This window comes from Pseudomonas sp. HK3, assembly GCF_052920985.1.
This window is the reverse complement of record NZ_JBREXD010000001.1, coordinates 881,018-903,869: the sequence shown is the minus strand read 5'-3', so window position 1 is coordinate 903,869 and position 22,852 is coordinate 881,018. Positions and strand designations below refer to the sequence as shown.

Sequence of the window (22,852 nt, the reverse complement as noted above, 5' to 3'; positions counted from 1 at the left end):
GATTAAGCCTCTTTAACAGCTTTCAATGAAACGCTAGATGATTGCGAATTTTCTAAGGTTTGCTTCATATCCACTAGATCTTGAGCCAACCAACGCTTTTTAATCGACACAGCAATAAACGTTAAAGAGGCCGCGGCAAGCGCAAAAATAACCCCTGCAAATGCAAGGGATAAATTTTCAGAGATTCCTTGAATATTACCGTCGGCTAAACTTTTAAGTGCTGGCCCCATAGGAATCATGGTGGCAATTAAGCCCAACATTGGGGCAACTTTTGTGACTAGTTTCAAAAACTCTAAGCGCTTAAATGCAAACAGTTCTAGCTCGTCAAAATCCCTTGTCTGCGTAGCCGCTTGATATTGGTGTAATTCAAAACCACGATTTAACGCCACAGCCTGCCCTGCTCTGCGCTGCCAAGCCTGCATCGCTACTTGTCCCAAGCTGTAAAATCCAAAAAAGAAAACAAACAAAATGGCCAATAGCACAGGCGCCAACAAAAGATCGCTAATGCGATACATAAAGAATTCAATTGAGGAGATCATGGTTATTTCCGAGCGGTTATTAGGTTCAAAGTTGACATTTTGCATGGTTGTTATTCATACAAGACTCATAATTATTCACTACATTCTATTGCGAATGATTATCATATGCAATACTATCGATAATAATAAGCATTTAAGAATCAATATCACTTATGATAAATCACCAAACTTCGTGCCTTTTACTTATGGGATTGCTTGCATCTCAAACAACCTTTGCTGCCGTTCAATTAGATACTCAAGAAGTCACTGGTCATGGTCAGCATTACCCTCATTTAAGTGAACAACCTGTCAGGGTTGAGCTGATTAGCCGTGATGCCATTGAAGAAAGTCATGCCCAAAACTTAGCCGAAGCGCTGGCCTATACAGCCGGAGTGCAACTAAAACCGATTACCGGTAAATCCGGTGTAGGGGTTTGGTTGCAAGGTTATGACTCAGACCGAGTAGCCGTACTGATTGATGGTACTCCTGTGGCAGCTGGTACAGGAAGCAGCGTTGATATCTCTCAGATTGCGATTGGCGATGTTGAGCGAATCGAAGTGAGCAAGGGCTCTATGTCAGCCATTTATGGCACCAGCGCCATGGGCGGCGTTGTTAACGTAGTCACTCGCAAGCCAGAAATAGGTCGTCAAGCAAACGTACGCTACATCGGCGGCTCTTGGGGGGATCAAGATTTACCTTATAATGCTGTCCCAGTTGGCAAACAGCACCTGAATATTAATATCAGCCAAGCCAATGAAAGCAGCTCACTGCAATTTGTTTCGGACACTCAAACCTCTACCGGCTTTCGCGCCGATAACACGACAGAATCGCAAGGCTGGGAAGGCTATAAGTCGAACATAAGTGCAAAAAGTATCACTAAGTTAACGCCCTCTAGCTCGTTAATGATTTCGCCTCGCTTGTATCGTGAAGATATCAAAACAACTAAAGATAACTTTATTGGCGGTATTGGTAATGTGCCTCAAGATAAAATAGACGTCACTGAAAAAAACGCCCTTGTTGCAGTATTCGAAAAAGACAACGATACAGCAGGTCAGTTTAAACTAAGTTATAGCTTTGAAGATTATGAAAATGAATCACGCCAAGACTTAATAAACACGTCTCATGTCGAACAAAACCGTGTGACTGATATTACTCATAGCGGTGTCACTGCTCAATATAAATACAACCATAATTACACTAGCCACGTTTTATTTGGCCTTGAGTTGTTAGAAGACGAGATGAATGCAACGTCGCACAAGAATGATGGCACAGCCATTACGGTGACAACTGAAGTCGACAGTAAAAAAATCGAAAACTACAATCATTTTTTCCAATTAGGTAATCAGTTTAACCAAGACTTAGAAATTCTGATTAGCGGCCGTATCAACAAAAACCCTAAATACGGTACTGAATTTTCGCCTATGCTAAACCTGCAATACACGCCATTTGTGGGTAATGATCAATATTTGAATATTCGCCTTGGCGGTGGTCATGGTTATCGTACCCCAACACTAAAAGAACTATACCACTTTTTTGACCATAGCCACATTGGCTATGTATTAATGGGCGATGGTAATCTTGAGCCAGAATCCTCCGTTAATGTGCAAGCAAGCTTAGAGTACTCAAACAACCAACAACTTAGTTTTGATATGAGCATTTATCAAAATGACATAAAAAACCTCATCGATTTTTATGTAAATCAAGATAAAACCAACGAGTTAACCGGCCAATACGGCACTGAAGTGGTTGCAAATGTATATGGCAATATTGATCGCGCGAGAACATCCGGCGTTGAAATAAGCACATCTTATGAAGTCAGTTCATGGTTAACCACGCACCTGGGTTACGCCTACTTGAACGCCGAAAACAAAAAAACTGGCAAAGCACTCACCAGTCGACCAGAGCACGATATCAAAACCAGTTTCGACTTTTACCTTACCCATAAAAATAAATTGGCGCTTAAATATCAATATTATTCGAAGCAATTCTCTGACGCAGAAAATACTTTAATCACCCCCGCTTATTCTCAAATTGATCTTAAGTGGAATTACTATCCAACCCGACATATGAACGTGTTTGCCGGCATCGACAATATCACTGACGTACAGCGTGACTTTAGTATTGGCAGTGACCTTCGCCCTGATGCTGGCCGCTATACGTATGTTGGTATCGCATTGACACGATTAAATTTTTAGTTTTTCAATTATTTAAACAAACCAAAAAAATATAGGAGCTTAACAATGAAACACACTTCTACCCTTTCAATCGTAGCCCTTAGTGCATTACTAAGTGCTTGTGGCAGTAGTTCAGATAACGCAGCCAGCGATCCAAAAACTGACAATAGCCAATCACAATATGCCGCCTTTGAGGCTATAACAGCGCCGGCTTATTTGAATTTAGAGTCTGGAACAACCGTTACAAAAAATGAAAATTGGCACTTCTCTTATCAAAAAAGTGTTGGTTTTACTGTCAACGGCGGTATTTCAGGCAGTGGCAATATAACGGGATGTGCGGCGCATACACCTGACGGACTATACGATGCGGATAAAAAACCAGTACAGTCAGCATTTGAAGCATTAACACGTGACAATACAGAAGCCGCATTCAATGCCATAACAAAAACAAGCTGTGAAGAATCAGACTTCATTTCTGATAGCATTAATACCTACATTAATTTTAGTGATTGGGCGAGTTATAACCCAGCCACACATGCCATCACATTAAACGAAACCACAAGTAATGGCTGGATTGTAAGATCCGCTGTAGACGATGGAAACGGTCATTATAATTATGGGCGTGTAAAAGTTTCTGACCTTACCTACCAGTCTGGTGTTAGTTATGCGATCAATTTTTCTGTCGAACAATGGGATGATAATGCTCAAGTATTTGTTGCTGCAGATAAATCAAATGCTATTAACTTTACAAACGAACGCCAATACTGGGACATGGAAACCAATGCACTGGTTACTGCAAATGATAACTGGGAACTGAGCATAGAACGCGCAGGCCAAAGCTGGAACATTCAAGTCAATGCATCCGTTTCTGGTAATGGTACGGCTGGTATCGGGCACGTATTAACTGACTCTGGTTCGGCTTTTGATGTCACTAACCCTAAAGCCAGTGGCAACGATATTTATAAATTTTTCAATGATACAGCCCTTACCGCGCTTTCAGCACCGGGTAACTATGGTGCGTTACATTACAATGTAGCGGGTGGGCATAAAATGTGGCCAACCTTCACCACTTATTTGTTTAAAGATGGCGACCGTTACTTTAAAGCTCAAGTTGTAAGTAACTATGGGGAAGACGGTACATTACCTAGTGGCAATCTATATGTACGTTACGCAGAAGTAACCGAATAGCACTAAACTTACATCACATGCTCTGCCTATCTTGAGTATGTGATGTATGGTTTCTGCTTCAAATCCGTTAACATGTTCCTAGCTAGTACTAGGAAATGATTAATGGATAACCCCATCGCCTCTCGTAAACGCCGTATTGCCGCCCTTTTAATTGATTTTTGGTTTTACGGTTATTTAACATCCCTGCTCGTATACTTTGTCTTTTTTGTGCTTAAAACACCTTGGGATGCACCGTTTATTCAAGACGGTATGAGCTTAAAGTCTCTGATTGGCTTAATGGGTTTTATTATTTTTGCCAATAAAGACGGTATAAAAGGCCTAGGCTTGGGTAAATTAGTCATGGGCATTCGGGTATTCAAAGACTCCGGCGAACCCGCCTCACCTGCCACCACGTTTATACGTAACCTCACGTTAATAGCATGGCCAATTGAAACCATCACAATGATAGCCAATTCAAATAAACGCCGCCTAGGTGATTATTTAGCCAGCACACAGGTCAAGCGTGATACGGCGATTTCATCGAGTCATCGTGGCTTAGCTGCATTACTCATTATTTGCGTTTATATGTTCACGCCTAGCTTGCCCAGTATTGATTTTTCAGAGCAAGGCTTTAATGACTTATCAAAATACGTTGTAGAGCATTCACAGGCATTTGAAATAGCAGAACAAGCCATCATGGAAGAGCCTGGCATTACGCAATTAATTGGCCCGATCGAATCGGTCGATGTGGGCAGCACCAGTAATTTGTTTATTCAAAATGATGACGGTGAAGCAAGTTTCGTTTTATTAGTCACCGGTCAAAACAGCAAACTGCCTGTTGCGGTAAACCTTAAGCGAGTGGATGGTGAGTGGCAGATAATCGAAATGCATTATGAACAGATTTACGACCTGCCCGTACTCTAGCTATTTTGAATCTATTTAATAAACATAAAAAAACAGGGACTAACATCCCTGTTTTTTTATGGCGCTACGACTGTTCAACTCAAATATTTATGGGCAAGCAAAGGACTCACATTGGGCTTGTACTGTGCTATTTCGTCTACGCTTAAACCAGATAACTCATAAGGAAACACAAGCCAGTCATTGGTTTCATGTAAACAATAATCAGGCTTAATATTGGTTTGATTCATTTTTGGCTTTTGATACAACGTTGCAACTCGAATGTCATTGGGTAAGTTGCGCTTTAAATGTGTTTCAAGACGACGTAATACTGCACTGATGTTGTGCCCAGTACTAAATACATCATCAACGATCAACAAGCCATCGTCTGCATTTAAATTTTCAACCAAGTATTGCGTACCATGCACTCTGATTTCGTCCGGGTTATCCACCATATTTTGGTAAGCAGGCTGGCCTTTATACGATGTCCGAAGGGATATATGGTCAGTTTTCACACCCAAAGTTTGCAAGCATTCTTGTACGTAAATCCCCACAGAGCTGCCACCACGCCATAAGCCCACAATAAAGGTTGGTCTAAACCCACTTTCTAAAATCTTTACGCCTAGGCGAAAAGCATCTTGAATCAAGTTTTCTTCATCTAAAAAACGCTTTTCCATCTTGCCTCCAACGCTGACAAGTGATTGAATCATTAATCACATAAAATAACCGATTGGTCAGCTTTTAACTAGGCCATAGGCTAAAATGAAGCTCAATAGCCTTTTTATACCTCTGTTTATACTGTTATTAGTATAGTTCGCACACGATAGGATGCTCACATGAGTGAAAAACAATACTTAAGCGCCCAAGGTTTACTAGACGACTCATTTGCTCTGGCAGCTCAAGTGTTAGCATCTAACTTTCGCCCTACATTTATCATTGCGGTTTGGCGTGGTGGCGCGCCTGTGGGTATCGCTGTACAAGAATTTTTGGCTTATCACGGCGTTGAAACAGACAACATTGCGATCCGCACTGCGTCTTATGCCGCCGGTATCGATATGCAATCACGCGAAGTTAAAGTGTTTGGTTTGAACTATCTGATGAAGAACATCAAATATGATGATCGTTTATTAATCGTGGATGATGTATTTGATACCGGCCGCTCTATCGAGGCCATTATTGATGAGTTGCAACGCCGTACACGACTTAATATGCCCAATGATGTGCGAGTTGCCGTGCCTTATTATAAGCCCTCTCGAAATCAAACAGGGCGCGTACCTGACTTTTATATTCATGAGACACAAGCATGGCTCAAATACCCTCATTCGCTTGAAGGGCTGAGTAATGAAGAAATGGCCAAAGGTCGACCTGAACTCTATAAAATAATCAAAGATCACCTGCCTAAAGAATAGCGGATTCAAGATGGCAAATATCAGTAACCTTTAGACACAAAGCCATCTTGTAAACAGCTAATACCGGAACGTGCTTCGACATAAATGTCACGCCACTGAAGACGATCACTTTCTATCATGACGCTCAGCTCTGTGTCTTCTTCTTCTGTGTTTAAAATACCAACAAGATCATTGGCTGATAATGTTTGTGGGCACTTAAAGTTATAGCTCTGCACGAAGTCTTCTAGCACAGACAAATGCACATCGTATTTTCCAGCTAAATTATTCAAAATGTTAGTATCTAGCTCATTAGGCTCTTGGCCTAAAGCTTTTGCGCTCAAAAACAACGAAGAAGTAAATAGAAAGTATTTAATTTGTGGTTTCATGGTCATGTCCTTTTTTTAGGACAGTAACCATGAAATATGACAGTTAAATGACAGGCAGGCTTATAGATCGTGTTTTACGTTTAACGTTTTGCCTTTACCCAAATTAATATTTTGCGTCACAGCCAATGCCGTTTCATGCAAGCTACTAATGTACATTTTTTCACCTACTTCAATCGCACCTGTGGTCTGCCCATACATTCCAAGTGGGTCTTGTAAATTGAACACGACGTTACCTGCATCGTTTATCGCAATGATGTGACCAAAGTGCTGGGCTTTAGGTCGCATAAAGGCAGGTAAGCGTTGCACCATTTTGCGCAAACCAGGCGAGTTCGATATCATATCCAACAGCTTACTGCGCGGGCTCACTAGTCCCAACCAATATAAGCCGTTACTGCCTTGGGCCAAGTTATCGGGGAAACCCGGTAAATTATCAATCAGCACATCAAGCGTGCCACGCAGTTCTCCATTTAACGCTAGGCGTAAAACACGGTAACTGCCCGTCTCGTTAAACAGCACATATTGCTCGTCATGACTGAGCGCGACGCCATTAGCAAAATTAATATCATTGGCCAACACCGTGGCGATTTTTGTTTTGGGATTGTATTCAATGATGCGACCATGGCCACCATGCTCATTTATATCAAGCAAACTGGCACCATAAGTGCCGTAGGTTTTTGCATGAAATTTAGTCGAGGCATCAGAAAAATAAATATTGCCATTACTCGCCACGTCAACATCATCAGCATAATTAACGGCGACACCATCGACGGTGTCCACGAGCGTTGTAATTTTACCTGTGGCCGTCACACTCAACAGCCCTTTAATGGCATCGGCGACTAATAAATTACCTTGCTGATCAAACTCAATACCTAATGGACGACCTCCTGTATTAACCCAAGATTTAATCTGGCCTTTTTGATCTAGGTATTTAATATCACCGCTTAATAATGAAAAATAAACATTACCCTTATCGTCTAATGCTAGGTCTTCTGGGCCGATATCCCCATTCAATTCAATGCGATTAACTTGGCTCAGCTGTTGGTTTTGTGCAAATGAACCTGTATAGCCTTGATTATCCGGTGCCTGCCATGCAACAGGCTCAATCTTGACCGGCCAAAAAGCAAGGTAACCAACCAATACGACCGCTGAACTGATAATTATTTTTTTCACGCAATAAGTCCTATTTTTTATTTTTATACTTACAATATAGCACGGTAAGCTATTGATTTTACTGAAATTTTACAATACCTAGTTTTATCTTTTCTCAACTGTACTGCTTTCACTCAGGTAAGCAAAATCAAGCAAACTATTTTTGAAAGACTTATCATATATTTTTGAGAGTAACATTACTCTACCCTATTTTGCATAGAGTAAATGACCCCTAGAGCCATAAAATAGCCATTCGTTAGGTTTGTATATCAGATTTATTTTTTCAATGGAAATAAATAGCAACTATGTTCTGTTGCGCAGACAAAATATTGAATGAACACAATAAATTGAAAATAAGATTATAAAGAAATGTTTATCATTATTTTAAAGCAATCATTTGAACATGCAAAGCTAGTGCGATTATCAAGGGGTGGTCTGTATAACCATGCCTAAAGGCCGTCATGACGTAAGCGGGATCAGATCTGAATTAATATAATTCAGTATATTGGTACTCTGAAAAATCAATCAACGTTCAAGCTTAGAGTGTAAATGAAAATGCATACCAAACTCATATAATAAGTATACCCATTATTAGTAAGCGGCATTAAGTGCACGAATGTATTGACTCATAAAATACATCCGCGCTAGCTGCAATAGACACTCGGCGAAATTTTTCACTGCAATGATAAATCATATTAACCTAAGAGGTTTAAAGTTTATCTTTCAGTCGCCCTGAAGTTTTTATTTGCAAGCATCAATATAACAAAAATAGGGCATTGAGCTAGCAGCATCCGCATTAATATCAATTAATAAATGCGTACCGTCTTCTGTTCCATCCGTAATCCATAACTCTCGTCCATTTGCATCATTCTCTGCGGTAAAAATCATATGATCATTCAACACATGAAAATTATATGGATTACTACTGACAGAATCACCTTCTGCAATATCTTTTACAAGCTTAACGGTATTGCCATCGAAGCGGTGTACTTCTTCTCCTGTATTAACAGACTCAGTGCTAACAGCCACCATGAACAGTTCACCGTTAAATTCTTGCACACTGCTTACGTTACTAAGAGATGCGTGGGCTATTTCGAACACGTTAGTGTCATCATTTAGCTTATAGAGATTACTACCTGCAACAATATACAATGAATTTTTGAAAACAATCGATTGAAATACGGTTAAGGAGCCTTGAGGCATCGTTAATGGTTGAGTTCCTGCCATTGTGCCATCACTTAGCCAACCTTTTTGACCACGCTCAGAAGAAACAAAAAATGCTTTGTCATTATAAGCCGCAAAATGATGTGCACGATTTAAAAAGGCTTTGTGTAATCGCGTGTTCGTACCTTTTGACTGATCATAAACATACACTCCTCTTGCAGGGAATGCGTAAAACTCAGCGGTGTAAAAAAGTTTATCACTTAGCGCATTAAGGTGCGTAGGCGATGAACCATAAAATCCTGGGTGTAAATCAACGACCATTGCTGTTTGGCTAGAAGTTCCTTTACTGGACCAAAGTTCAGGCCCTTCGAATGCCGTATACGCGCTGAAATATAGCGTATCGTTTAGAGCGGTTAAATGAGAAGGGCTACTGCTATGAGGTTGATTCCCAACAAAATTACCCAAGGCAATATCCCTCACGAGTGATGTACCCTCCTGAGAGCCATCAGTAGACCAAAGCTCATGGCCATTTACTGCACTGTAACCATTAAAATAGACTTTATCCTTAAACTCTGTGAATCCAGCAGGGCTTAATGTATCGAGGCCATTATCATTGAAAATAACAGTACCTTCAGTAGTCCCGTCAGTCACAGCCATTTTTCGTTTGCCATCAGAGTTAACTGACAGTATTTTCTTGTCACCAAAATCAATGGCATCCACTAACTCAACACCGTCCTCATTCGTATTGAAGTTTGCAATAATCTGCGTACCAACATTTGTGCCATCAGTCGCCCAAGTGGATTGATTACCTTCAGTGTCACGCGCTTCAAATAAGATAAAACTACGGGCCTTGGCCGTCACGTTTTCACTCTTTACCGCAACGCCATTAATCGACCCTGTTTGTGCAACGGGTACTACCTCAGCAGAAATAGACTTACCAGCATCGGCTGGGCTTACAATATAGCTTAAGCCTGTATCAGCTTGCTCTCCGTCAACAAGCCAACGCACAACGGTTGATCCTTCTAGATCGTTCCTGCCCATCGCTATATTGATACTGCACCGATAATTCGTCACGGGTGTACAAAGACCCGCCGTTGTTATCAATAATAATTATTTCAGATACGCTAGGGGCCGTGTTTTTTGGCTCGCCACCACCATCACCAGATCCATCGTCAGTCCCTGATCCTCCACCAGACCCGCCGCATGCAGTCAAAATCAGCACGATGCCAGTCCCTAATAACGGATTTAACAGTTTTTTATTCATGCAATTAACCCAAAATTGATCGTAAAATTCAAAAGACGCAAAGGTTAACAGCGGGAAACCAAAGGTAAATAGTGCAATTTAGGGTTTTGTCTTTTGAGTTTATTTATGGGTAAAGAAAATGTGGGTCTAAAAGATAATCTGTTTTTAAAATAGTATATTTACTATTCAATAGATCTAGTTCATACAACATGCATTAAAATTTATAAAAATATTTTTTCGGTGCCGTTATTAACGTTCAGTTTTTATTATTCTAAAAATAGTTGTCTAAAATAACATTTTTGACACATAAAAAAGCGCTGAATGAAGAAACGGGCAATCTTCAATCAACGCTTTTAAAATAAAAATAGAAAACTGCGCACGTAAGTTAAGTCCGTTAAAAACCGCTTAATCGTGCGCGCTCATTCTCATCATTTATTGACCATTAAGCCAACAAATACCCACCATCTACATTAATGCAGGCTCCGGTTGTGTAACTTGATGCATCGCTGGCTAAATATAAAACCGTACCAGCCATTTCATCTGGCTCAGCAATACGGCCCATTGGGATATGCTCTAATGCTTTTTTTAAGATAGCTGGGTTCTTAACTAGGGTTGCGGCAAATTTGGTATCTGTTGCCCCAGGTAACAACGCATTCACACGAATATCCATTTGCGCACACTCTTTAGCAAAGGCTTTTGTCATAGAAATAACAGATGCTTTGGTAATGCTGTAAATGCCTTGTAGCGAACCTGGTGTCACGCCATTGACCGATGCAACGTTAATGATACTGCCGCCACCAGCGGCTTTCATTAGCTTGCCACCTTCAACACACATAAAGAAATAACCACGAATATTTACATCGGTTGTTTTTTGAAACGCCATGACGTCTGTATCTAAAATATGGCCAAAATATGGGTTGGCCGCGGCATTATTCACAAGAATATCGAGCTTACCGTGTTCCAGTTTAATTTGATCAAACGCTGCGCTGATTTGATCCATCTCGCCAATGTGACACGCAATGGCTTGTGCGCTGTAGCCTGCTTCTTTAATTTCATCGACTACACGCTGACAACCATCAAGCTTGCGGCTTGATACGATAACATGCGCGCCTTGTTGGGCCAGTAACTTGGCAATGCTTTCGCCAATACCACGACTGGCACCCGTGACGAGTGCAACTTTACCACTTAGGTTAAATAATTCTGTCGACATACTGCTCTCCTTATTTTTATTTAGCGATACGTTATCTTGGTACCAGCCAATGATAAATGCTGGTAGTTATTAAAGTAAGATAAATTTAAATCGCCTACTTCATTAAATACTAAGCGAGTGACGGCGCTATTCGCCATCATTTCATTTAATTCAAATGCTTTTATCGGGCTAATATCGAGGACTTGCTGCAAACACATTGAGATCGCCCCTGCTGAACTCACCACCACCACACACTCTTGTCGTTGAGCATTGCTCACAACAGCATTAACGGCCTGATTAACTCGCTGATAAAAAGACTGAAATTTTTCACTGTAATCACTGTGATCACTGTCTAGCCATTGCAAAACCGCTTTACGATATTCTTTATGGAATACTTTTTCAGGGTTCTTCTGCGCCATTATTTGCTTGGCCATGTATTCGCGGTCTTTAAACTCAGGGTTAAAGACTTCAAGTACATTTTCGTGATCAAACTCGTTAAAGTCAGGGTTTACTTTTATTGGCAAAGCCAATTTCTCAGCGCTTGCACTTTCAAAACCCACCAGCAAGTTATCCATTGTTTGTTGTTGACGATTAAGCGAACCACAAATCAGCTGCGTTGGCTTAATAGAAGACGCTAAGCAGTGCCCCAACACTTGTGCTTGCTGCGCACCCAGATCAGACAACGCATCGTAATCGGCCAGACCAAAGCTGGCTTGACCGTGACGAATCAAGTATAACTCAGCCACGTGACTACCCTTCGCCTTTTATTAAACGCAAACAACGGGTTTCTAAATAACGCGCGGCATGGGCAAATCCTGCAAAGCGTTTGTCTTGCGTTTGACCATGAAAATAACGGTAATAGATTTGCTGAATAATCACAGCTAAGCGGAATAAACCATACACTTCATAAAATACAAACGAATCAAGACTGCGTCCGGTTTTTTCTAAGTAATAAGCGACGACTTCATCGCGGGTTAACATACCCGCTAAATGCGTCGGCTGACGACGCATCATTTGGAACTGAGGCTCGTCATCTGCTTGTACCCAATAGGCCAAGCTATTACCCAAGTCCATTAGTGGATCACCTATCGTAGCCATCTCCCAATCTAAAACACCAATAACGTTTAGCGGGTTTTGTGTTTCAAGCACCACGTTATCTAAACGAAAGTCATTATGAATTAAACACTGACCAACATCGTCTGGCATGTTTGCCTTTAGCCAATCGATCACGGTTTTAAAATCGGTGGCGTCTTCGGTTTTGGCTTTAATGTAACGGTCACTCCAACCATTAATTTGACGCGCCACATACCCTTCACCTTTACCGAGACTATCCAGTCCTGCCGCTTTGATATCGACTTGATGCAACTCAATTAGTTTATCAATGACGTTTAAACATAAGCTGCGGGTATCCGCTTTGTTCATGTTTAATTCTTTGGGCATGTTTTGACGCGGTATTATGCCGGTCAGTTTTTCCATGATGTAAAAATCACAGCCCAATACGTCATGATCATCGCATTTAGCGATGATGTCTGGCACATATTGATAAACGGGTTTTAACGCATCAATAATATTGGCTTCACGCAGCATATCGTGTGCGCTTTTTGCAATTTTGCCAAATGGCGGGCGGCGCAAAATATAGTCCTGCCCTGCAATAGATAACTGATACGTTAAGTTACTGGCGCCACCAGGGAATTGCGAAATTTCTAATTCGCCTTCGGCGTTATCAATGTGCTGAGCTAAAAACTCTTTAACCGCAGCGTTATCTAACTCTTCACCTTGGCGAATCAAACCAGCGGTATCTTCTAAACTCATGCTGTTTTCTCCGTCATTTTTTTATGCATTTTTTGGCCTGTGCGTTTAATTTGCATCATATAAATACGCGGCAAAAAGCGCTTTAAACGCCAAAACATATTTTCGCGGGTGTGGGTTAAAATATGAAATTTACCCGCAAGCGATTGTCTGTGTACTTTAGCGGCAATATCGGCGGCGCTGATTGACGATTTTTCCATCAACCGGTTTGCCACTTTAATACCACCAGCATGAGTTGCACGCATATTTTTGGTTAAATTAGTTTGAAAGAACGCAGGACACAATACCGATACTTTAATGCCATAGCTTTCAAGTTCAGCGCACAAGGTTTCGCTTAATGCCACAACCGCCGCTTTCGACACATTGTAAGCTGACATACCCGGCACGTGTAATAAGCCTGCCATAGATGCCACATTGACAATATAACCGCCTTGCTTTTTAAGTAACGGCGCAAAAAAGTAACAGCCTTTCACTACACCCATTAAATTTACATCCACCGTCCACTGAAAATCTTTTAGGGGTAAATCATCAATGTCACCGCTTGATGCAACACCGGCATTATTAATGAGTGCTTCAAGTCCCTGCCAACGCTGAGCAACCGCATTGTAGAGTGTGCGCCATTGATCTTCGCTGGTCACATCCAGCGTATGAAAAAAGCAGTCTGTTCCATGTGCTGATGCCAACTGACGGGCTAACACTTCACCCGCTTCTTGCTGGATATCGGCCACACACACCGACCAACCTTGTTTAGCGTATTCTTTTGCGAGCGCTTCACCTAAGCCACTCGCCGCACCAGTGATAATAATTCTTTTCATGGGACACCTTTTATTTAGCGTGTTTATTTAGCTTGGTTACTAATGGCTTGCGCGTATTTTTTCATTTCCCATTTGGCCACCATGCCGCGATGCACTTCATCTGGGCCATCGGCCAAACGTAAGCAGCGTGCATAAGCAAAAATACTGGTTAACAAATACTCATCACTCACACCCGCGCCGCCATACATTTGAATGGCTTGGTCAGCAATGGTTTGCAGCATATTAGGCACCACCACTTTAATTTGTGACACTTCACTTAACGCACCAATAACGCCTTTGGTATCAAGTAACCATGCACACTTAAGCGTTAATAAACGGGCTTGCTCGATAGACATACGCGCGTTGGCTACGATGTCACGATTACCGCCTAAATTAATAATGGGCTTACCAAACGCTTCACGTGAAATACCGCGGTTAATCATTAACTCTAATGTGCGCTCAGCCGCACCAATGGCACGCATGCAATGATGCACTCGGCCAGGCCCTAAACGACCTTGTGCAATTTCAAACCCTGCACCTGGGCCTTTAATAATCGCGCTTAATGGTAAACGTACATCATCAAAGCTCACTTCACCATGACCGTAAGGTTCATCGTATTCGCCAAACACAGGCAGCATACGCTCGATTTTGACACCCGGTGAGTCTTTAGGCACAAGCACCATGGAGTGCTGCGCATGCTTAGGTGCATCGGGGTGAGTTAACCCCATAAAGATAAGCACTTGGCAATCTGGGTGACCAATACCTGTGCTCCACCATTTGCGGCCATTAAGCACTACTTCATCACCTTGAATAATCGCCGTGGCGGCCATGTTGGTTGCATCACTTGAGGCCACATCGGGCTCTGTCATACAGAACGCACTGCGGATTTTGCCTTCTAGTAATGGCAGTAACCATTTCTCTTTTTGTTCTTCTGAGCCGTAATGCACCAACACTTCCATGTTGCCGGTATCTGGGGCATTACAGTTAAAAATTTCAGGGGCAATGAAGCTGCGGCCCATTTGCTCGGCCATTAATGCGTAATCACTGTTGCTCACGCCTGCACCATATTCGCTTTTTGGTAAAAACAGGTTCCACAACCCTTGAGCTTTTGCCTTGTCTTTAAGCTCTTCAATAACAGGCAATACCACCCAGCGATTTTCTAACGCTCTTAGTTCTTTGTAGTAGGCATCTTGAATCGGGATGATTTCGTTATTCATGAAATCAGTTACTTTTTTAAGAAGCTCAGCCCCTTGAGGTGACGGGTTAAAATCCATGGTGATGCCTTTATTCGTTTGGTTTATATGCCTCTACAGTAAAACCCTATCAACTATAAATCTAATGAATATTTTGAATTTTTATTTATTAGTGTTATTAATAGTAAAAATCAGCCATAACGAATGAGGCTCGCAGTCATAAACTGCCAAATAGCTTATGAAAATAGATTTGAATTTGTTTACCGTCTTTGAGGCCATTTACAGCGAAGGCAGCCTCACCCGTGCTGCCGCTCGCTTGAATTTAACTCAGCCTGCGATTAGCCATGCCCTTGGGCGTTTGCGTGATCGCCTAGATGACCCGCTATTTATACGCCATGGCCATAAAATGCGCCCAACGCCGCTGGCGCAAAATCTATTACCTGAGATTCAAAGCGCACTCGCCCAATTAAACCAAGCGGTACAACACGCCCATGGCTTTGACCCAGCACAAGCTAATAAAACCTTCACCATGGCCATGCGTGATGTCATAGAAGCCACATTACTGCCACCACTCGTCAGTAAATTAACCGAGCTTGGCCCCAATATTTCAGTGGCCAGCGTCACCATGGAACGCAAAAGCCTAGACGCTAAACTGGCCAGCGGTGAATGGGATTTTGCAGTCGATGTCTTACGGCCTAGCCCTGCGAGCATCAGGCAACAAAAGCTCATCGAAGATGAGCTCGTCGTGCTAAGACGAATCGACAAAACAAACAAAGCAAACATAAGCCAAAACGATTACCTCACCGCCCAACACATTGTGGTCAGCTCAAGACCCTCTGGCCCAAGTTTGGTTGATTACGCCCTTAGCGCGTTAGGATTAAAACGAGACATTGCTCTACGCTGCCAACATTACTTTGCTGCGTGTCAGGTAGTGGCCAGCAGTGATTTATGGCTAACCATGCCCAAGCGCTACGCCAACGTATTAGCCGAAAAGTTTAATGATGTAGAATTAATCGAACTGCCCTTTGCCGCCAGCAGCGTCGATGTGTATTTATATTGGCACGCCACCCACGACAACGACGCCAGCAGCAAGTGGTTCCGAGCATTTTTACAAGATATTGAGTTGTGATAACAATATCATTCGAAAAAACATATCGCATACTGTAAGAATCAATCAGGCCCTCATTCAATAAGGGACCTTATTACGCGAAAATAATCTGTAGGTCAGGCACCGCCTGACACAAAAGTCGTTATCGGCGGGCAATGCCCCCCTACATACTGTAAAAACCAATCAGGTCCTCATTCAATGAGGGAGCTTATTACGCGAAAATAACCTGTAGGTCAGGCACCGCCTGACACAAAAGTCATTCTCGGCGGGCAATGCCCGCCCTACATACTCAAACTGGCATAAACCGATAAAAAGAAAAGAGCATGGCCAAAACCACTGAATAGAATAATCATCCCCCTAATTAATAAATTAAAAATAATTAAATTTTGAACAATGATAAAATCAGATTCAGAAATAATCGGACTTCGCTATTTCGATAAATAAGCGGCATGCAAAAATTTACCAAACCGATTGGCATTTACAAATACCACCCTGTTTAATAAAAAGTGTTTTACGGTTTAAGAGCGTCTAGGGAATAAGCATGCACATGATTGAAGTATTATCTAAGGAGAGTCATTTGACTAACGGACAAAAAATTGTAAAAGCATACCGCTTTAAAGGGCTCAAAGGCGGCGCTCTAATTGGCTTTTTTATTGGGTTACTATTAGTAACTCAATCATTCGAACCGGGTACTTTCGATATAAAAAAAGTTTTGACTTGGACCGCAATAACCACAACCCTCTTTGCTCTTTCTGGCTGGTTATTATACGGAGGAACATCTGGGTTTACAGGATATAATGAGTCATCGGATTCAAGTGGGTCAAGCGACTCTGGTGGAGACTAATTTATATAACAAGACCAGCTTGCTATAATATCGGAATAACTTCTCAGCCCTACTTGTGCTTTAAATGGCTAAAGGAATATCCATGCAGCATTTCACATTAAGATTATTTGGTTTCCTAGGAATGCTTCTGTTCATTCCTATTTTCTTGCTCTCATTTTTAAATCCTCAGTTAATTGAGCATTCAGGGAAAGCATTTATTGAATGGAAACTCGAAAAATCAACAAATGCCAAAATTGATGCCATAAAACTCCCCGATGAAAGCAAATTTGAAAGGCTATTAGGTAACAAGACTAAAGAGCTAAGAAAGAAAACCGAGGCAAAAATCCAAAACCTAAAACAGCAGTTTAAAAATGAGATTCCTTCGTTAATTGCCACACAAATAGCAAAGCTTCGCAATATAGATTGTGAGTGTCGTCAATATTGGGAGGTGAAATCACGCAATTCAATGAATATTGAATTGGCCTCCTTAGAGGCAGCCAAATTGAAACTAATCAATTTTACGCAGGCTAAATATATGGCGATAGTTAAAAAGCTTACCCTTGATGTACGTATTTTTGCTAGTGTAAATGGCGTTGTATTTTTATTCCTTATGCTGGTTTCATTTTTAAAACCATCAGCAATTAAACATCTATTTCTTCCTAGTGTATTAATGTTTATTTCAACGTTGCTATGTTCTTATTTTTATATCTTCGAGCAAAACTGGTTTTATACTATTATTTACAATAATTACACTGGTTTTACTTATATTGGCTACCTCACTTTTGTTTTCGCAGTGCTCTGTGATATTGCATTCAACAAAGCAAAAGTAACGACCGAAATGATTAATACTTTTTTACACGCAATTGGCCATGCCGCAAGTTTAGTGCCCTGCTAACCATATTTAATTTTTATTCAAAAACAGCTGATTCCAGTTAGCCATTTATTTCTATCGATTATTGCGAACGCTTAGCAAGACGCTATGCCCTGCTGATATCTAAAAGCGTCCCTGCTGTCACTCAATTATCGCGATAATAAATACCATCAATGAGTGACAGCAGAATTGCTTTATGTCGTGGTAAGTTCGTCACTGTATCTTCACCAGCTACAAGGTTGCCATCCAATCGCATACTTATGTAACCGTGAATCATTGACCATATGGCAATGGCGTCTGTTTCAGTGTCCACACGGTGGTTTACGTTGTCTTGTCGCAGTAGTGAAAGCAATGCTGAATAAACACGCTCCATTTCCTTGGCTACTGATGGGTCATCTTGATCGATTAATTGGCGCTGCCAGAGCAATTGGTAGCGACTGGGGTTATCGAAAGCAAACTGAAAGCAAGTTTCAGCAAAGGCCTGAATCGCCTGCTCTGGTTTACCCGTTAAATCGGTTATGGCTTTTGTGATCAAATCAGCCAGATCGGCAAAAACGATAGCCGCGATGGCCGTCAGCATGGCTCGCCTATTAGGGAAGTGGTTAGCGGGGGCTGAATGAGCCACGCCTGCGTTACGAGCTACGGCACGTATAGTAATGCCCTCGATTCCTTGAGTATCGAGCAATTTTAACCCCTCTCGAAGCAGCTCCATCCTTAAGTCGCCGTGCTTTTGCCCAGCGGTACGCTTCTGTTTTACCTTCAAATTGACACCGTCCATTTTATTATTCATACTGACACTGTCCATTTTAACATCAGCCTGTGTTTTTAGCGAAAATGGGTAATCGGGCCTAAAAGGGCAAAACCTTAAATTAGGCGCTTTACTATCCATTAACTAAGGAGAAACCCAATGAACTCAAACCTCATTATCTGGCCTGTTCTAGCGCAAATTTTTCTGACTCTAATAATGTTTATTATCTTGGGGGTAAGAAAGTCTAAGGCGGTAAAAGCAGGTGAAGTAAATCGTAAGCAAACCGCGCTTAACAATCGAGAGTGGCCTGATTATGTGGTCAAAGTCTCTAACAACATTGCCAACCAATTTGAAGCACCTATATTGTTTTACGTACTCAGTCTGGTGCTTTACAGCATTGATGCTGTCGGCATTGTAGCCATAATTCTCGCATGGCTATTCACTCTCAGCCGGTTCGCTCATGCTTATGTGCATATTGGTACTAATTATGTCCCAATGAGGCTTCGTCTGTTTTTGATTGGGTGTTTTGTATTAATCGCTATGCTCATACAGGTAGCTTGGGAACTAGCATCATAGGCGCCAACGTATTTATGCAAATACATAAATGGCTAAAATCCCAATTAGCTTTACATTATTAATCGCTATTTTATTAAGCTAATGCGGTACTAACTGAGTACAAAGGAAGATATGCAAAATATCGCAGTAGTGGGTTTCTCAAATTCTTGGGCTAATAAGTTTGAGAATGAAGTTTACTGCTATTTAATTAACTGAGTGCTATATTCCTTAAAATAAAATTGTAAAAGTGCTAGAAGCACTTAATAAGCACAGCGATATAAATTATGATTGAAAAACCTGAATTACTTAGTGTTATAACCAATAAAGAAGGTGATGCCGTTTACCTTCACGCAGATTTAAGGGTAGTGTTCAAAATTCTGTGTCATTTCTTTAAAATCACTAAAAAAGAGATGACATATGACCAAACCAACATTCGATATGGAAGCCGCCCTTAAAGCCCTACGTGAAGGTCAAGACCTCACTGGAAAAGACGGTATTCTTACCCCTCTAATCAAGCAACTCACTGAAGCCGCCTTGCAAGCTGAGCTCGAAGATCACCTTGCTAATGATCCCAATCATAATCGTAAAAATGGCAAAACCCAAAAAACCATGAAATCTCCCGCAGGCAAATTCGAGCTAGAAACCCCTCGTGACCGCGCCGGAACCTTTGAGCCTCAAATCGTTAAGAAAAATCAGACACAGCTTACGGATGAGCTCGAGCGTAAAGTATTGGCTTTGTTTGCACTGGGCAATAGCTATCAAGATATCCGCTCACACATCGAAGATTTGTACGGTGTAAACCTCTCCAATGGCACTCTCAATGCCGTTACCGATAAACTCCTGCCAGAGCTTCAGGCATGGCGTACGCGTGAGTTAGATGCGGTGTACCCCATTGTTTGGCTTGACGCTATTCACTATAAAATAAAAGACAATGGCCGTTACGTGAGTAAAGCTATTTACACCATTTTGGCGGTGAATATTGAAGGCAAAAAAGAGCTGCTTGGCCTGTATTTATCGGACTCTGAAGGCGCTCATCACTGGCTAAGTGTGTTAACCGATTTAAACAATCGCGGTGTTAAAGATATTTTAATCTGCTGTATTGATGGCTTAGAAAGGCTTCCCTGAAGCGATTACGACCATCTACCCCAACACTGAAATCCAGCACTGTATTATTCATCAAATCCGCAACTCAATTAAATACGTTGCCAGTAAAAATCAGAAAGCGTTCATGGCGGATTTAAAGTTCGTTTATAAGGCGACTAACCTGGATGCTGCAGAAAGCGCTCTCGACGAGCTAGAAGCTAAGTGGGGCGATCGATACCCTATGGTGATTAAGTCTTGGCGAACCAAGTGGGATACCCTTACAACGTATTTTAAATACCCTGATTACGTGCGCAAAGCCATCTATACCACCAATGCCGTTGAAGCGGTACATCGGCAATTTAGAAAACTGACAAAAACCAAAGGCGGTTTTGCCAACGAAAACAGCTTGCTGAAATTATTGTACGCGGGTATTTTAAAAGTCTCGGAGCGCTGGACGCATCCCGTGCAAAATTGGAATCTTACGCTGTCGCAGCTGGCGATTCATTTTGAAGGTCGACTGGATGAACACATCGACCTGTAGAAAATTTAACTGACACAGAATTTTGAACAGCCTCGATTTAAGTGGACTTAAAAAACTAAAAGCCTCTATCGATTCAATGATCAGCAAACTTGAAATTAATGAATGTGATCACGACCACCTGCGCTCAGAAAACTGGGCAGGTTATGAACTCACGACAACAATGCTTGATAAAGAAAAAGCTGAGGGTTGCAACCAAGTACATCATGTAAAACTCTACGCTTGGAACACCCAATTGAAAAACAAGCATGGTCTATAAAATTCGAAAACACTGATGAACACAACTTACGATCAGCGAGCTCACTAAAAAAATAGGCAACCATTTTATCTGTTTCATTCTTCACACATAAACAACCATGTTTCATCTAGCATCAATCTGCATCATTGTGTTTCATTCGTAATGCACTGGGCGTGTCATCAAACCAACGGTGGCACGCTCGATAAAACGTAGACGACTCTGCAAAGCCTAATTCCATTGCCACTTCTTTTAAGCTTTTATATGTATTGAAAATGAGCTCTTCTGCTTTTTGCTTGCGTTGCTCATCTAAAATCTCTAAAAAGCTGGTTGCTTCCTCTTGTAAGCGGCGTTGTAACGTACGCGTGCTAACATTTAATTTATCCGCTACTTGCTCCCGTGATAACTGAAAGTGGGAACTGGCAACAATGCAATGAATCACTTTGGCGCGCCAACTGGTATTACCATGGGCGGCTAGCATTTGATCAGCATGCGCTTTATGCAGTGCATGCAAACCCGCATCGCTTTCACGCAGTGTGCGCTTTAAGATTTCTTTAGGAAATTGAATCGCGGTTTCAGCTTGCTTAAACGTCGGCACAACCGACAATACCGTTTGGTAAAATGCTAAATCGGTTGCGCCAGCATGGGGAAATGTCACTTGTAATGGTGTCACAGTTTCATCGCCCAATAACCACCGACTGAAGGCGAGCAGTAACGCAATAATAGATTCATGCTGGTGGCGACTAAACGGTTTATTATCTGGTTTGGGCGAAAAGTAAATCCAAACATTTTGTCCTTCGAACGACATGCTCAACTCTGCCCCTTCACTGATCAGCGGCATGTAAGCCATAAAATTCTCGTAGGCTTGCATGAGGTTTTCGCTGGTCATGGCTAAATAGCCAACCGCGTGAAAATACGCAGGGCGCACTCGCTGACCCATCATTAAACCAAAAAAATCATGCCCGCTTTTTTCTTCGGCTTTAGCCCAAATATCTTGGGTTTGGTCCAACGTTAAATAAGCGGGTTCATTTGCGTCTAAATCAAGGTGTAAATGCAGCTCTTTTAAAATGGAGCTGGGTTCAACACCCAGTGATTGCGCAGCGGCTAAGATGGCTTTCACCCAATGTATCGAGACACGCTTATGATCTGTATTCATGTTCTAACGGGCCGTATTATCATTATTTTTCGCAATTAAGGCCTAATTGGCCCACAAGGTCAATCAACAAGGCCCATAATGGCAGTGATAATTTGTTTAATTTTGTTACTGTTAAAAGCTGCCAATATCATAACAACAGGCACATAGGAGGCCCTTATGGCGAGAGATATTCAACAGTGGTTAGACGAATACGGTGCTAGCCACCAAAACAAAACCAATAAACGCATTCATTGGTTTTGTGTACCGCAAATTGTTTGGACGGTGATGGCGGCTATTTATGCCATCCCTGTACCTGCCATCATGGCTGAGGTCAGCCCACATCTTAATTGGGCAAGCATTGTGTCGGTTATGGCAATTTTGTTTTATGTGCGTTTATCGATTCCATTAGCCATTGGCATGGCCGTTTTTACTGGCGTTTGTTATGCAACCGTTCTGGCTTTTGATGCCGCGTTCCCTGGTTATTTATTATGGTTTGCAGGTATTTGGTTTGTGGCACTGTGGGCATTGCAGTTTTACGGGCATGAAGTCGAAGGTAAAAAACCGTCATTTTTAAAAGACGTACAATTTTTAATGATTGGGCCAGCTTGGTTAATGTCATTCATTTTTCAAAAAATTGGTCTTAAATATTAGGGCTATTGGTTAGTCATTGGATTCATGATTA

At 41.7% G+C, this 22,852-nt stretch carries 23 protein-coding genes and 1 pseudogene; 11 read left to right on the top strand and 13 right to left on the bottom strand.

Annotated features, from left to right (window positions below):
- Positions 1 to 2: 2 nt before the first annotated feature.
- Positions 3 to 539 (bottom strand): MotA/TolQ/ExbB proton channel family protein, encoded by a 537-nt coding sequence (locus ACU6U9_RS04340; protein WP_446733836.1) that lies wholly within the window; start codon positions 537 to 539, stop codon positions 3 to 5.
- Positions 540 to 724: 185 nt separating this feature from the next.
- Between ACU6U9_RS04340 and ACU6U9_RS04335 the strand changes: the two genes are divergently transcribed.
- The 3 genes from ACU6U9_RS04335 to ACU6U9_RS04325 all read left to right on the top strand — a co-directional run bounded on the left by ACU6U9_RS04335 (position 725) and on the right by ACU6U9_RS04325 (position 4,783).
- Positions 725 to 2,713, top strand: coding sequence for a TonB-dependent receptor plug domain-containing protein (locus ACU6U9_RS04335; RefSeq protein WP_446733835.1), 1,989 nt, complete (start codon positions 725 to 727; stop codon positions 2,711 to 2,713).
- 45 nt (positions 2,714 to 2,758) lie between these two features.
- A complete protein-coding gene (locus tag ACU6U9_RS04330; protein ID WP_446733834.1) occupies positions 2,759 to 3,880 on the top strand; it encodes a hypothetical protein in 1,122 nt (373 codons plus the stop codon).
- Between the two features lie 102 nt (positions 3,881 to 3,982).
- Complete coding sequence (locus ACU6U9_RS04325; RefSeq protein ID WP_446733833.1) at positions 3,983 to 4,783, top strand: RDD family protein; 801 nt, start codon at positions 3,983 to 3,985, stop codon at positions 4,781 to 4,783.
- Positions 4,784 to 4,857: 74 nt separating this feature from the next.
- On the opposite strand, the gene ACU6U9_RS04320 is transcribed toward ACU6U9_RS04325, so the two are convergent.
- Entirely contained in the window at positions 4,858 to 5,436 is a 579-nt protein-coding gene (locus ACU6U9_RS04320) for a phosphoribosyltransferase (RefSeq protein ID WP_446733832.1), read from the bottom strand.
- 159 nt (positions 5,437 to 5,595) lie between these two features.
- Between ACU6U9_RS04320 and ACU6U9_RS04315 the strand changes: the two genes are divergently transcribed.
- Positions 5,596 to 6,168: a phosphoribosyltransferase gene (locus tag ACU6U9_RS04315; RefSeq protein WP_446733831.1), complete on the top strand. Its 573-nt coding sequence runs from the start codon at positions 5,596 to 5,598 to the stop codon at positions 6,166 to 6,168.
- Between the two features lie 20 nt (positions 6,169 to 6,188).
- Here ACU6U9_RS04315 and ACU6U9_RS04310 read toward each other — a convergent pair whose 3' ends face one another.
- From ACU6U9_RS04310 to ACU6U9_RS04270, 9 genes are all read right to left on the bottom strand, one after another.
- Complete coding sequence (locus ACU6U9_RS04310) at positions 6,189 to 6,533, bottom strand: hypothetical protein (RefSeq protein ID WP_446733830.1); 345 nt, start codon at positions 6,531 to 6,533, stop codon at positions 6,189 to 6,191.
- Positions 6,534 to 6,593: 60 nt separating this feature from the next.
- The gene (locus ACU6U9_RS04305) at positions 6,594 to 7,703 is read right to left on the bottom strand and encodes an SMP-30/gluconolactonase/LRE family protein (RefSeq protein ID WP_446733829.1); all 1,110 of its coding nucleotides are present in this window, start codon (positions 7,701 to 7,703) and stop codon (positions 6,594 to 6,596) included.
- 720 nt (positions 7,704 to 8,423) lie between these two features.
- The gene (locus tag ACU6U9_RS04300) at positions 8,424 to 9,854 is read right to left on the bottom strand and encodes a hypothetical protein (protein ID WP_446733828.1); all 1,431 of its coding nucleotides are present in this window, start codon (positions 9,852 to 9,854) and stop codon (positions 8,424 to 8,426) included.
- Positions 9,838 to 10,068, bottom strand: coding sequence for a hypothetical protein (locus ACU6U9_RS04295; protein ID WP_446733827.1), 231 nt, complete (start codon positions 10,066 to 10,068; stop codon positions 9,838 to 9,840). The genes ACU6U9_RS04300 and ACU6U9_RS04295 overlap by 17 nt, the downstream gene beginning before the upstream one ends.
- Positions 10,069 to 10,531: 463 nt before the next feature.
- Positions 10,532 to 11,299 carry an SDR family oxidoreductase gene (locus tag ACU6U9_RS04290; protein WP_446733826.1) on the bottom strand — a complete coding sequence of 256 codons (768 nt, stop codon included), beginning with the start codon at positions 11,297 to 11,299 and terminating at the stop codon, positions 10,532 to 10,534.
- Positions 11,300 to 11,319: 20 nt separating this feature from the next.
- Positions 11,320 to 12,024 carry a histidine phosphatase family protein gene (locus tag ACU6U9_RS04285; protein WP_446733825.1) on the bottom strand — a complete coding sequence of 235 codons (705 nt, stop codon included), beginning with the start codon at positions 12,022 to 12,024 and terminating at the stop codon, positions 11,320 to 11,322.
- A 4-nt stretch (positions 12,025 to 12,028) separates the two neighbouring features.
- Positions 12,029 to 13,090, bottom strand: a complete 1,062-nt coding sequence (locus tag ACU6U9_RS04280; RefSeq protein WP_446733824.1) for a phosphotransferase family protein — start codon at positions 13,088 to 13,090, stop codon at positions 12,029 to 12,031.
- On the bottom strand, positions 13,087 to 13,902 hold the full coding sequence (locus tag ACU6U9_RS04275; RefSeq protein ID WP_446733823.1) for an SDR family oxidoreductase: 816 nt from the start codon (positions 13,900 to 13,902) through the stop codon (positions 13,087 to 13,089). Before ACU6U9_RS04275 ends, ACU6U9_RS04280 begins: the two co-directional genes overlap by 4 nt.
- A gap of 23 nt (positions 13,903 to 13,925) precedes the next feature.
- Positions 13,926 to 15,155 carry an acyl-CoA dehydrogenase family protein gene (locus tag ACU6U9_RS04270; RefSeq protein WP_446733822.1) on the bottom strand — a complete coding sequence of 410 codons (1,230 nt, stop codon included), beginning with the start codon at positions 15,153 to 15,155 and terminating at the stop codon, positions 13,926 to 13,928.
- 175 nt (positions 15,156 to 15,330) lie between these two features.
- Between ACU6U9_RS04270 and ACU6U9_RS04265 the strand changes: the two genes are divergently transcribed.
- The 3 genes from ACU6U9_RS04265 (at position 15,331) to ACU6U9_RS04255 (ending at position 17,900) form a co-directional block, all read left to right on the top strand.
- A complete protein-coding gene (locus ACU6U9_RS04265) occupies positions 15,331 to 16,203 on the top strand; it encodes a LysR family transcriptional regulator (protein WP_446733821.1) in 873 nt (290 codons plus the stop codon).
- A 526-nt stretch (positions 16,204 to 16,729) separates the two neighbouring features.
- Positions 16,730 to 17,026 (top strand): hypothetical protein, encoded by a 297-nt coding sequence (locus ACU6U9_RS04260; protein WP_446733820.1) that lies wholly within the window; start codon positions 16,730 to 16,732, stop codon positions 17,024 to 17,026.
- A gap of 82 nt (positions 17,027 to 17,108) precedes the next feature.
- Complete coding sequence (locus tag ACU6U9_RS04255; RefSeq protein WP_446733819.1) at positions 17,109 to 17,900, top strand: hypothetical protein; 792 nt, start codon at positions 17,109 to 17,111, stop codon at positions 17,898 to 17,900.
- 121 nt (positions 17,901 to 18,021) lie between these two features.
- Here ACU6U9_RS04255 and ACU6U9_RS04250 read toward each other — a convergent pair whose 3' ends face one another.
- Entirely contained in the window at positions 18,022 to 18,666 is a 645-nt protein-coding gene (locus ACU6U9_RS04250) for a TetR/AcrR family transcriptional regulator (RefSeq protein WP_446733818.1), read from the bottom strand.
- 117 nt (positions 18,667 to 18,783) lie between these two features.
- Between ACU6U9_RS04250 and ACU6U9_RS04245 the strand changes: the two genes are divergently transcribed.
- From ACU6U9_RS04245 to ACU6U9_RS04235, 3 genes and pseudogenes are all read left to right on the top strand, one after another.
- Entirely contained in the window at positions 18,784 to 19,200 is a 417-nt protein-coding gene (locus ACU6U9_RS04245; protein WP_446733817.1) for an MAPEG family protein, read from the top strand.
- 396 nt (positions 19,201 to 19,596) lie between these two features.
- Positions 19,597 to 20,803: pseudogene (locus tag ACU6U9_RS04240) on the top strand (IS256 family transposase).
- A 22-nt stretch (positions 20,804 to 20,825) separates the two neighbouring features.
- Positions 20,826 to 21,059, top strand: coding sequence for a hypothetical protein (locus ACU6U9_RS04235; RefSeq protein ID WP_446733816.1), 234 nt, complete (start codon positions 20,826 to 20,828; stop codon positions 21,057 to 21,059).
- A gap of 112 nt (positions 21,060 to 21,171) precedes the next feature.
- Here ACU6U9_RS04235 and ACU6U9_RS04230 read toward each other — a convergent pair whose 3' ends face one another.
- Positions 21,172 to 22,191: an AraC family transcriptional regulator gene (locus tag ACU6U9_RS04230; protein ID WP_446733815.1), complete on the bottom strand. Its 1,020-nt coding sequence runs from the start codon at positions 22,189 to 22,191 to the stop codon at positions 21,172 to 21,174.
- 156 nt (positions 22,192 to 22,347) lie between these two features.
- On the opposite strand from ACU6U9_RS04230, the gene ACU6U9_RS04225 reads away from it, so the two are divergent.
- Positions 22,348 to 22,821 (top strand): Mpo1 family 2-hydroxy fatty acid dioxygenase, encoded by a 474-nt coding sequence (locus tag ACU6U9_RS04225; protein ID WP_446733814.1) that lies wholly within the window; start codon positions 22,348 to 22,350, stop codon positions 22,819 to 22,821.
- Positions 22,822 to 22,852 lie beyond the last annotated feature (31 nt).

Bases quoted from the DNA above. Each gene is read 5' to 3' on its own strand.
- ACU6U9_RS04260 (WP_446733820.1), top strand. From the start codon at position 16,730: ATGATTGAAGTATTATCTAAGGAGAGTCATTTGACTAACGGACAAAAA.
- ACU6U9_RS04310 (WP_446733830.1), bottom strand. From the start codon at position 6,533: ATGAAACCACAAATTAAATACTTTCTATTTACTTCTTCGTTGTTTTTG.
- ACU6U9_RS04245 (WP_446733817.1), top strand. From the start codon at position 18,784: ATGAACTCAAACCTCATTATCTGGCCTGTTCTAGCGCAAATTTTTCTG.
- ACU6U9_RS04270 (WP_446733822.1), bottom strand. From the start codon at position 15,155: ATGGATTTTAACCCGTCACCTCAAGGGGCTGAGCTTCTTAAAAAAGTA.
- ACU6U9_RS04320 (WP_446733832.1), bottom strand. From the start codon at position 5,436: ATGGAAAAGCGTTTTTTAGATGAAGAAAACTTGATTCAAGATGCTTTT.
- ACU6U9_RS04325 (WP_446733833.1), top strand. From the start codon at position 3,983: ATGGATAACCCCATCGCCTCTCGTAAACGCCGTATTGCCGCCCTTTTA.
- ACU6U9_RS04225 (WP_446733814.1), top strand. From the start codon at position 22,348: ATGGCGAGAGATATTCAACAGTGGTTAGACGAATACGGTGCTAGCCAC.
- ACU6U9_RS04255 (WP_446733819.1), top strand. From the start codon at position 17,109: ATGCAGCATTTCACATTAAGATTATTTGGTTTCCTAGGAATGCTTCTG.
- ACU6U9_RS04230 (WP_446733815.1), bottom strand. From the start codon at position 22,191: ATGAATACAGATCATAAGCGTGTCTCGATACATTGGGTGAAAGCCATC.
- ACU6U9_RS04340 (WP_446733836.1), bottom strand. From the start codon at position 539: ATGATCTCCTCAATTGAATTCTTTATGTATCGCATTAGCGATCTTTTG.
- ACU6U9_RS04280 (WP_446733824.1), bottom strand. From the start codon at position 13,090: ATGAGTTTAGAAGATACCGCTGGTTTGATTCGCCAAGGTGAAGAGTTA.
- ACU6U9_RS04290 (WP_446733826.1), bottom strand. From the start codon at position 11,299: ATGTCGACAGAATTATTTAACCTAAGTGGTAAAGTTGCACTCGTCACG.
- ACU6U9_RS04315 (WP_446733831.1), top strand. From the start codon at position 5,596: ATGAGTGAAAAACAATACTTAAGCGCCCAAGGTTTACTAGACGACTCA.
- ACU6U9_RS04335 (WP_446733835.1), top strand. From the start codon at position 725: ATGGGATTGCTTGCATCTCAAACAACCTTTGCTGCCGTTCAATTAGAT.
- ACU6U9_RS04275 (WP_446733823.1), bottom strand. From the start codon at position 13,902: ATGAAAAGAATTATTATCACTGGTGCGGCGAGTGGCTTAGGTGAAGCG.
- ACU6U9_RS04330 (WP_446733834.1), top strand. From the start codon at position 2,759: ATGAAACACACTTCTACCCTTTCAATCGTAGCCCTTAGTGCATTACTA.
- ACU6U9_RS04250 (WP_446733818.1), bottom strand. From the start codon at position 18,666: ATGAATAATAAAATGGACGGTGTCAATTTGAAGGTAAAACAGAAGCGT.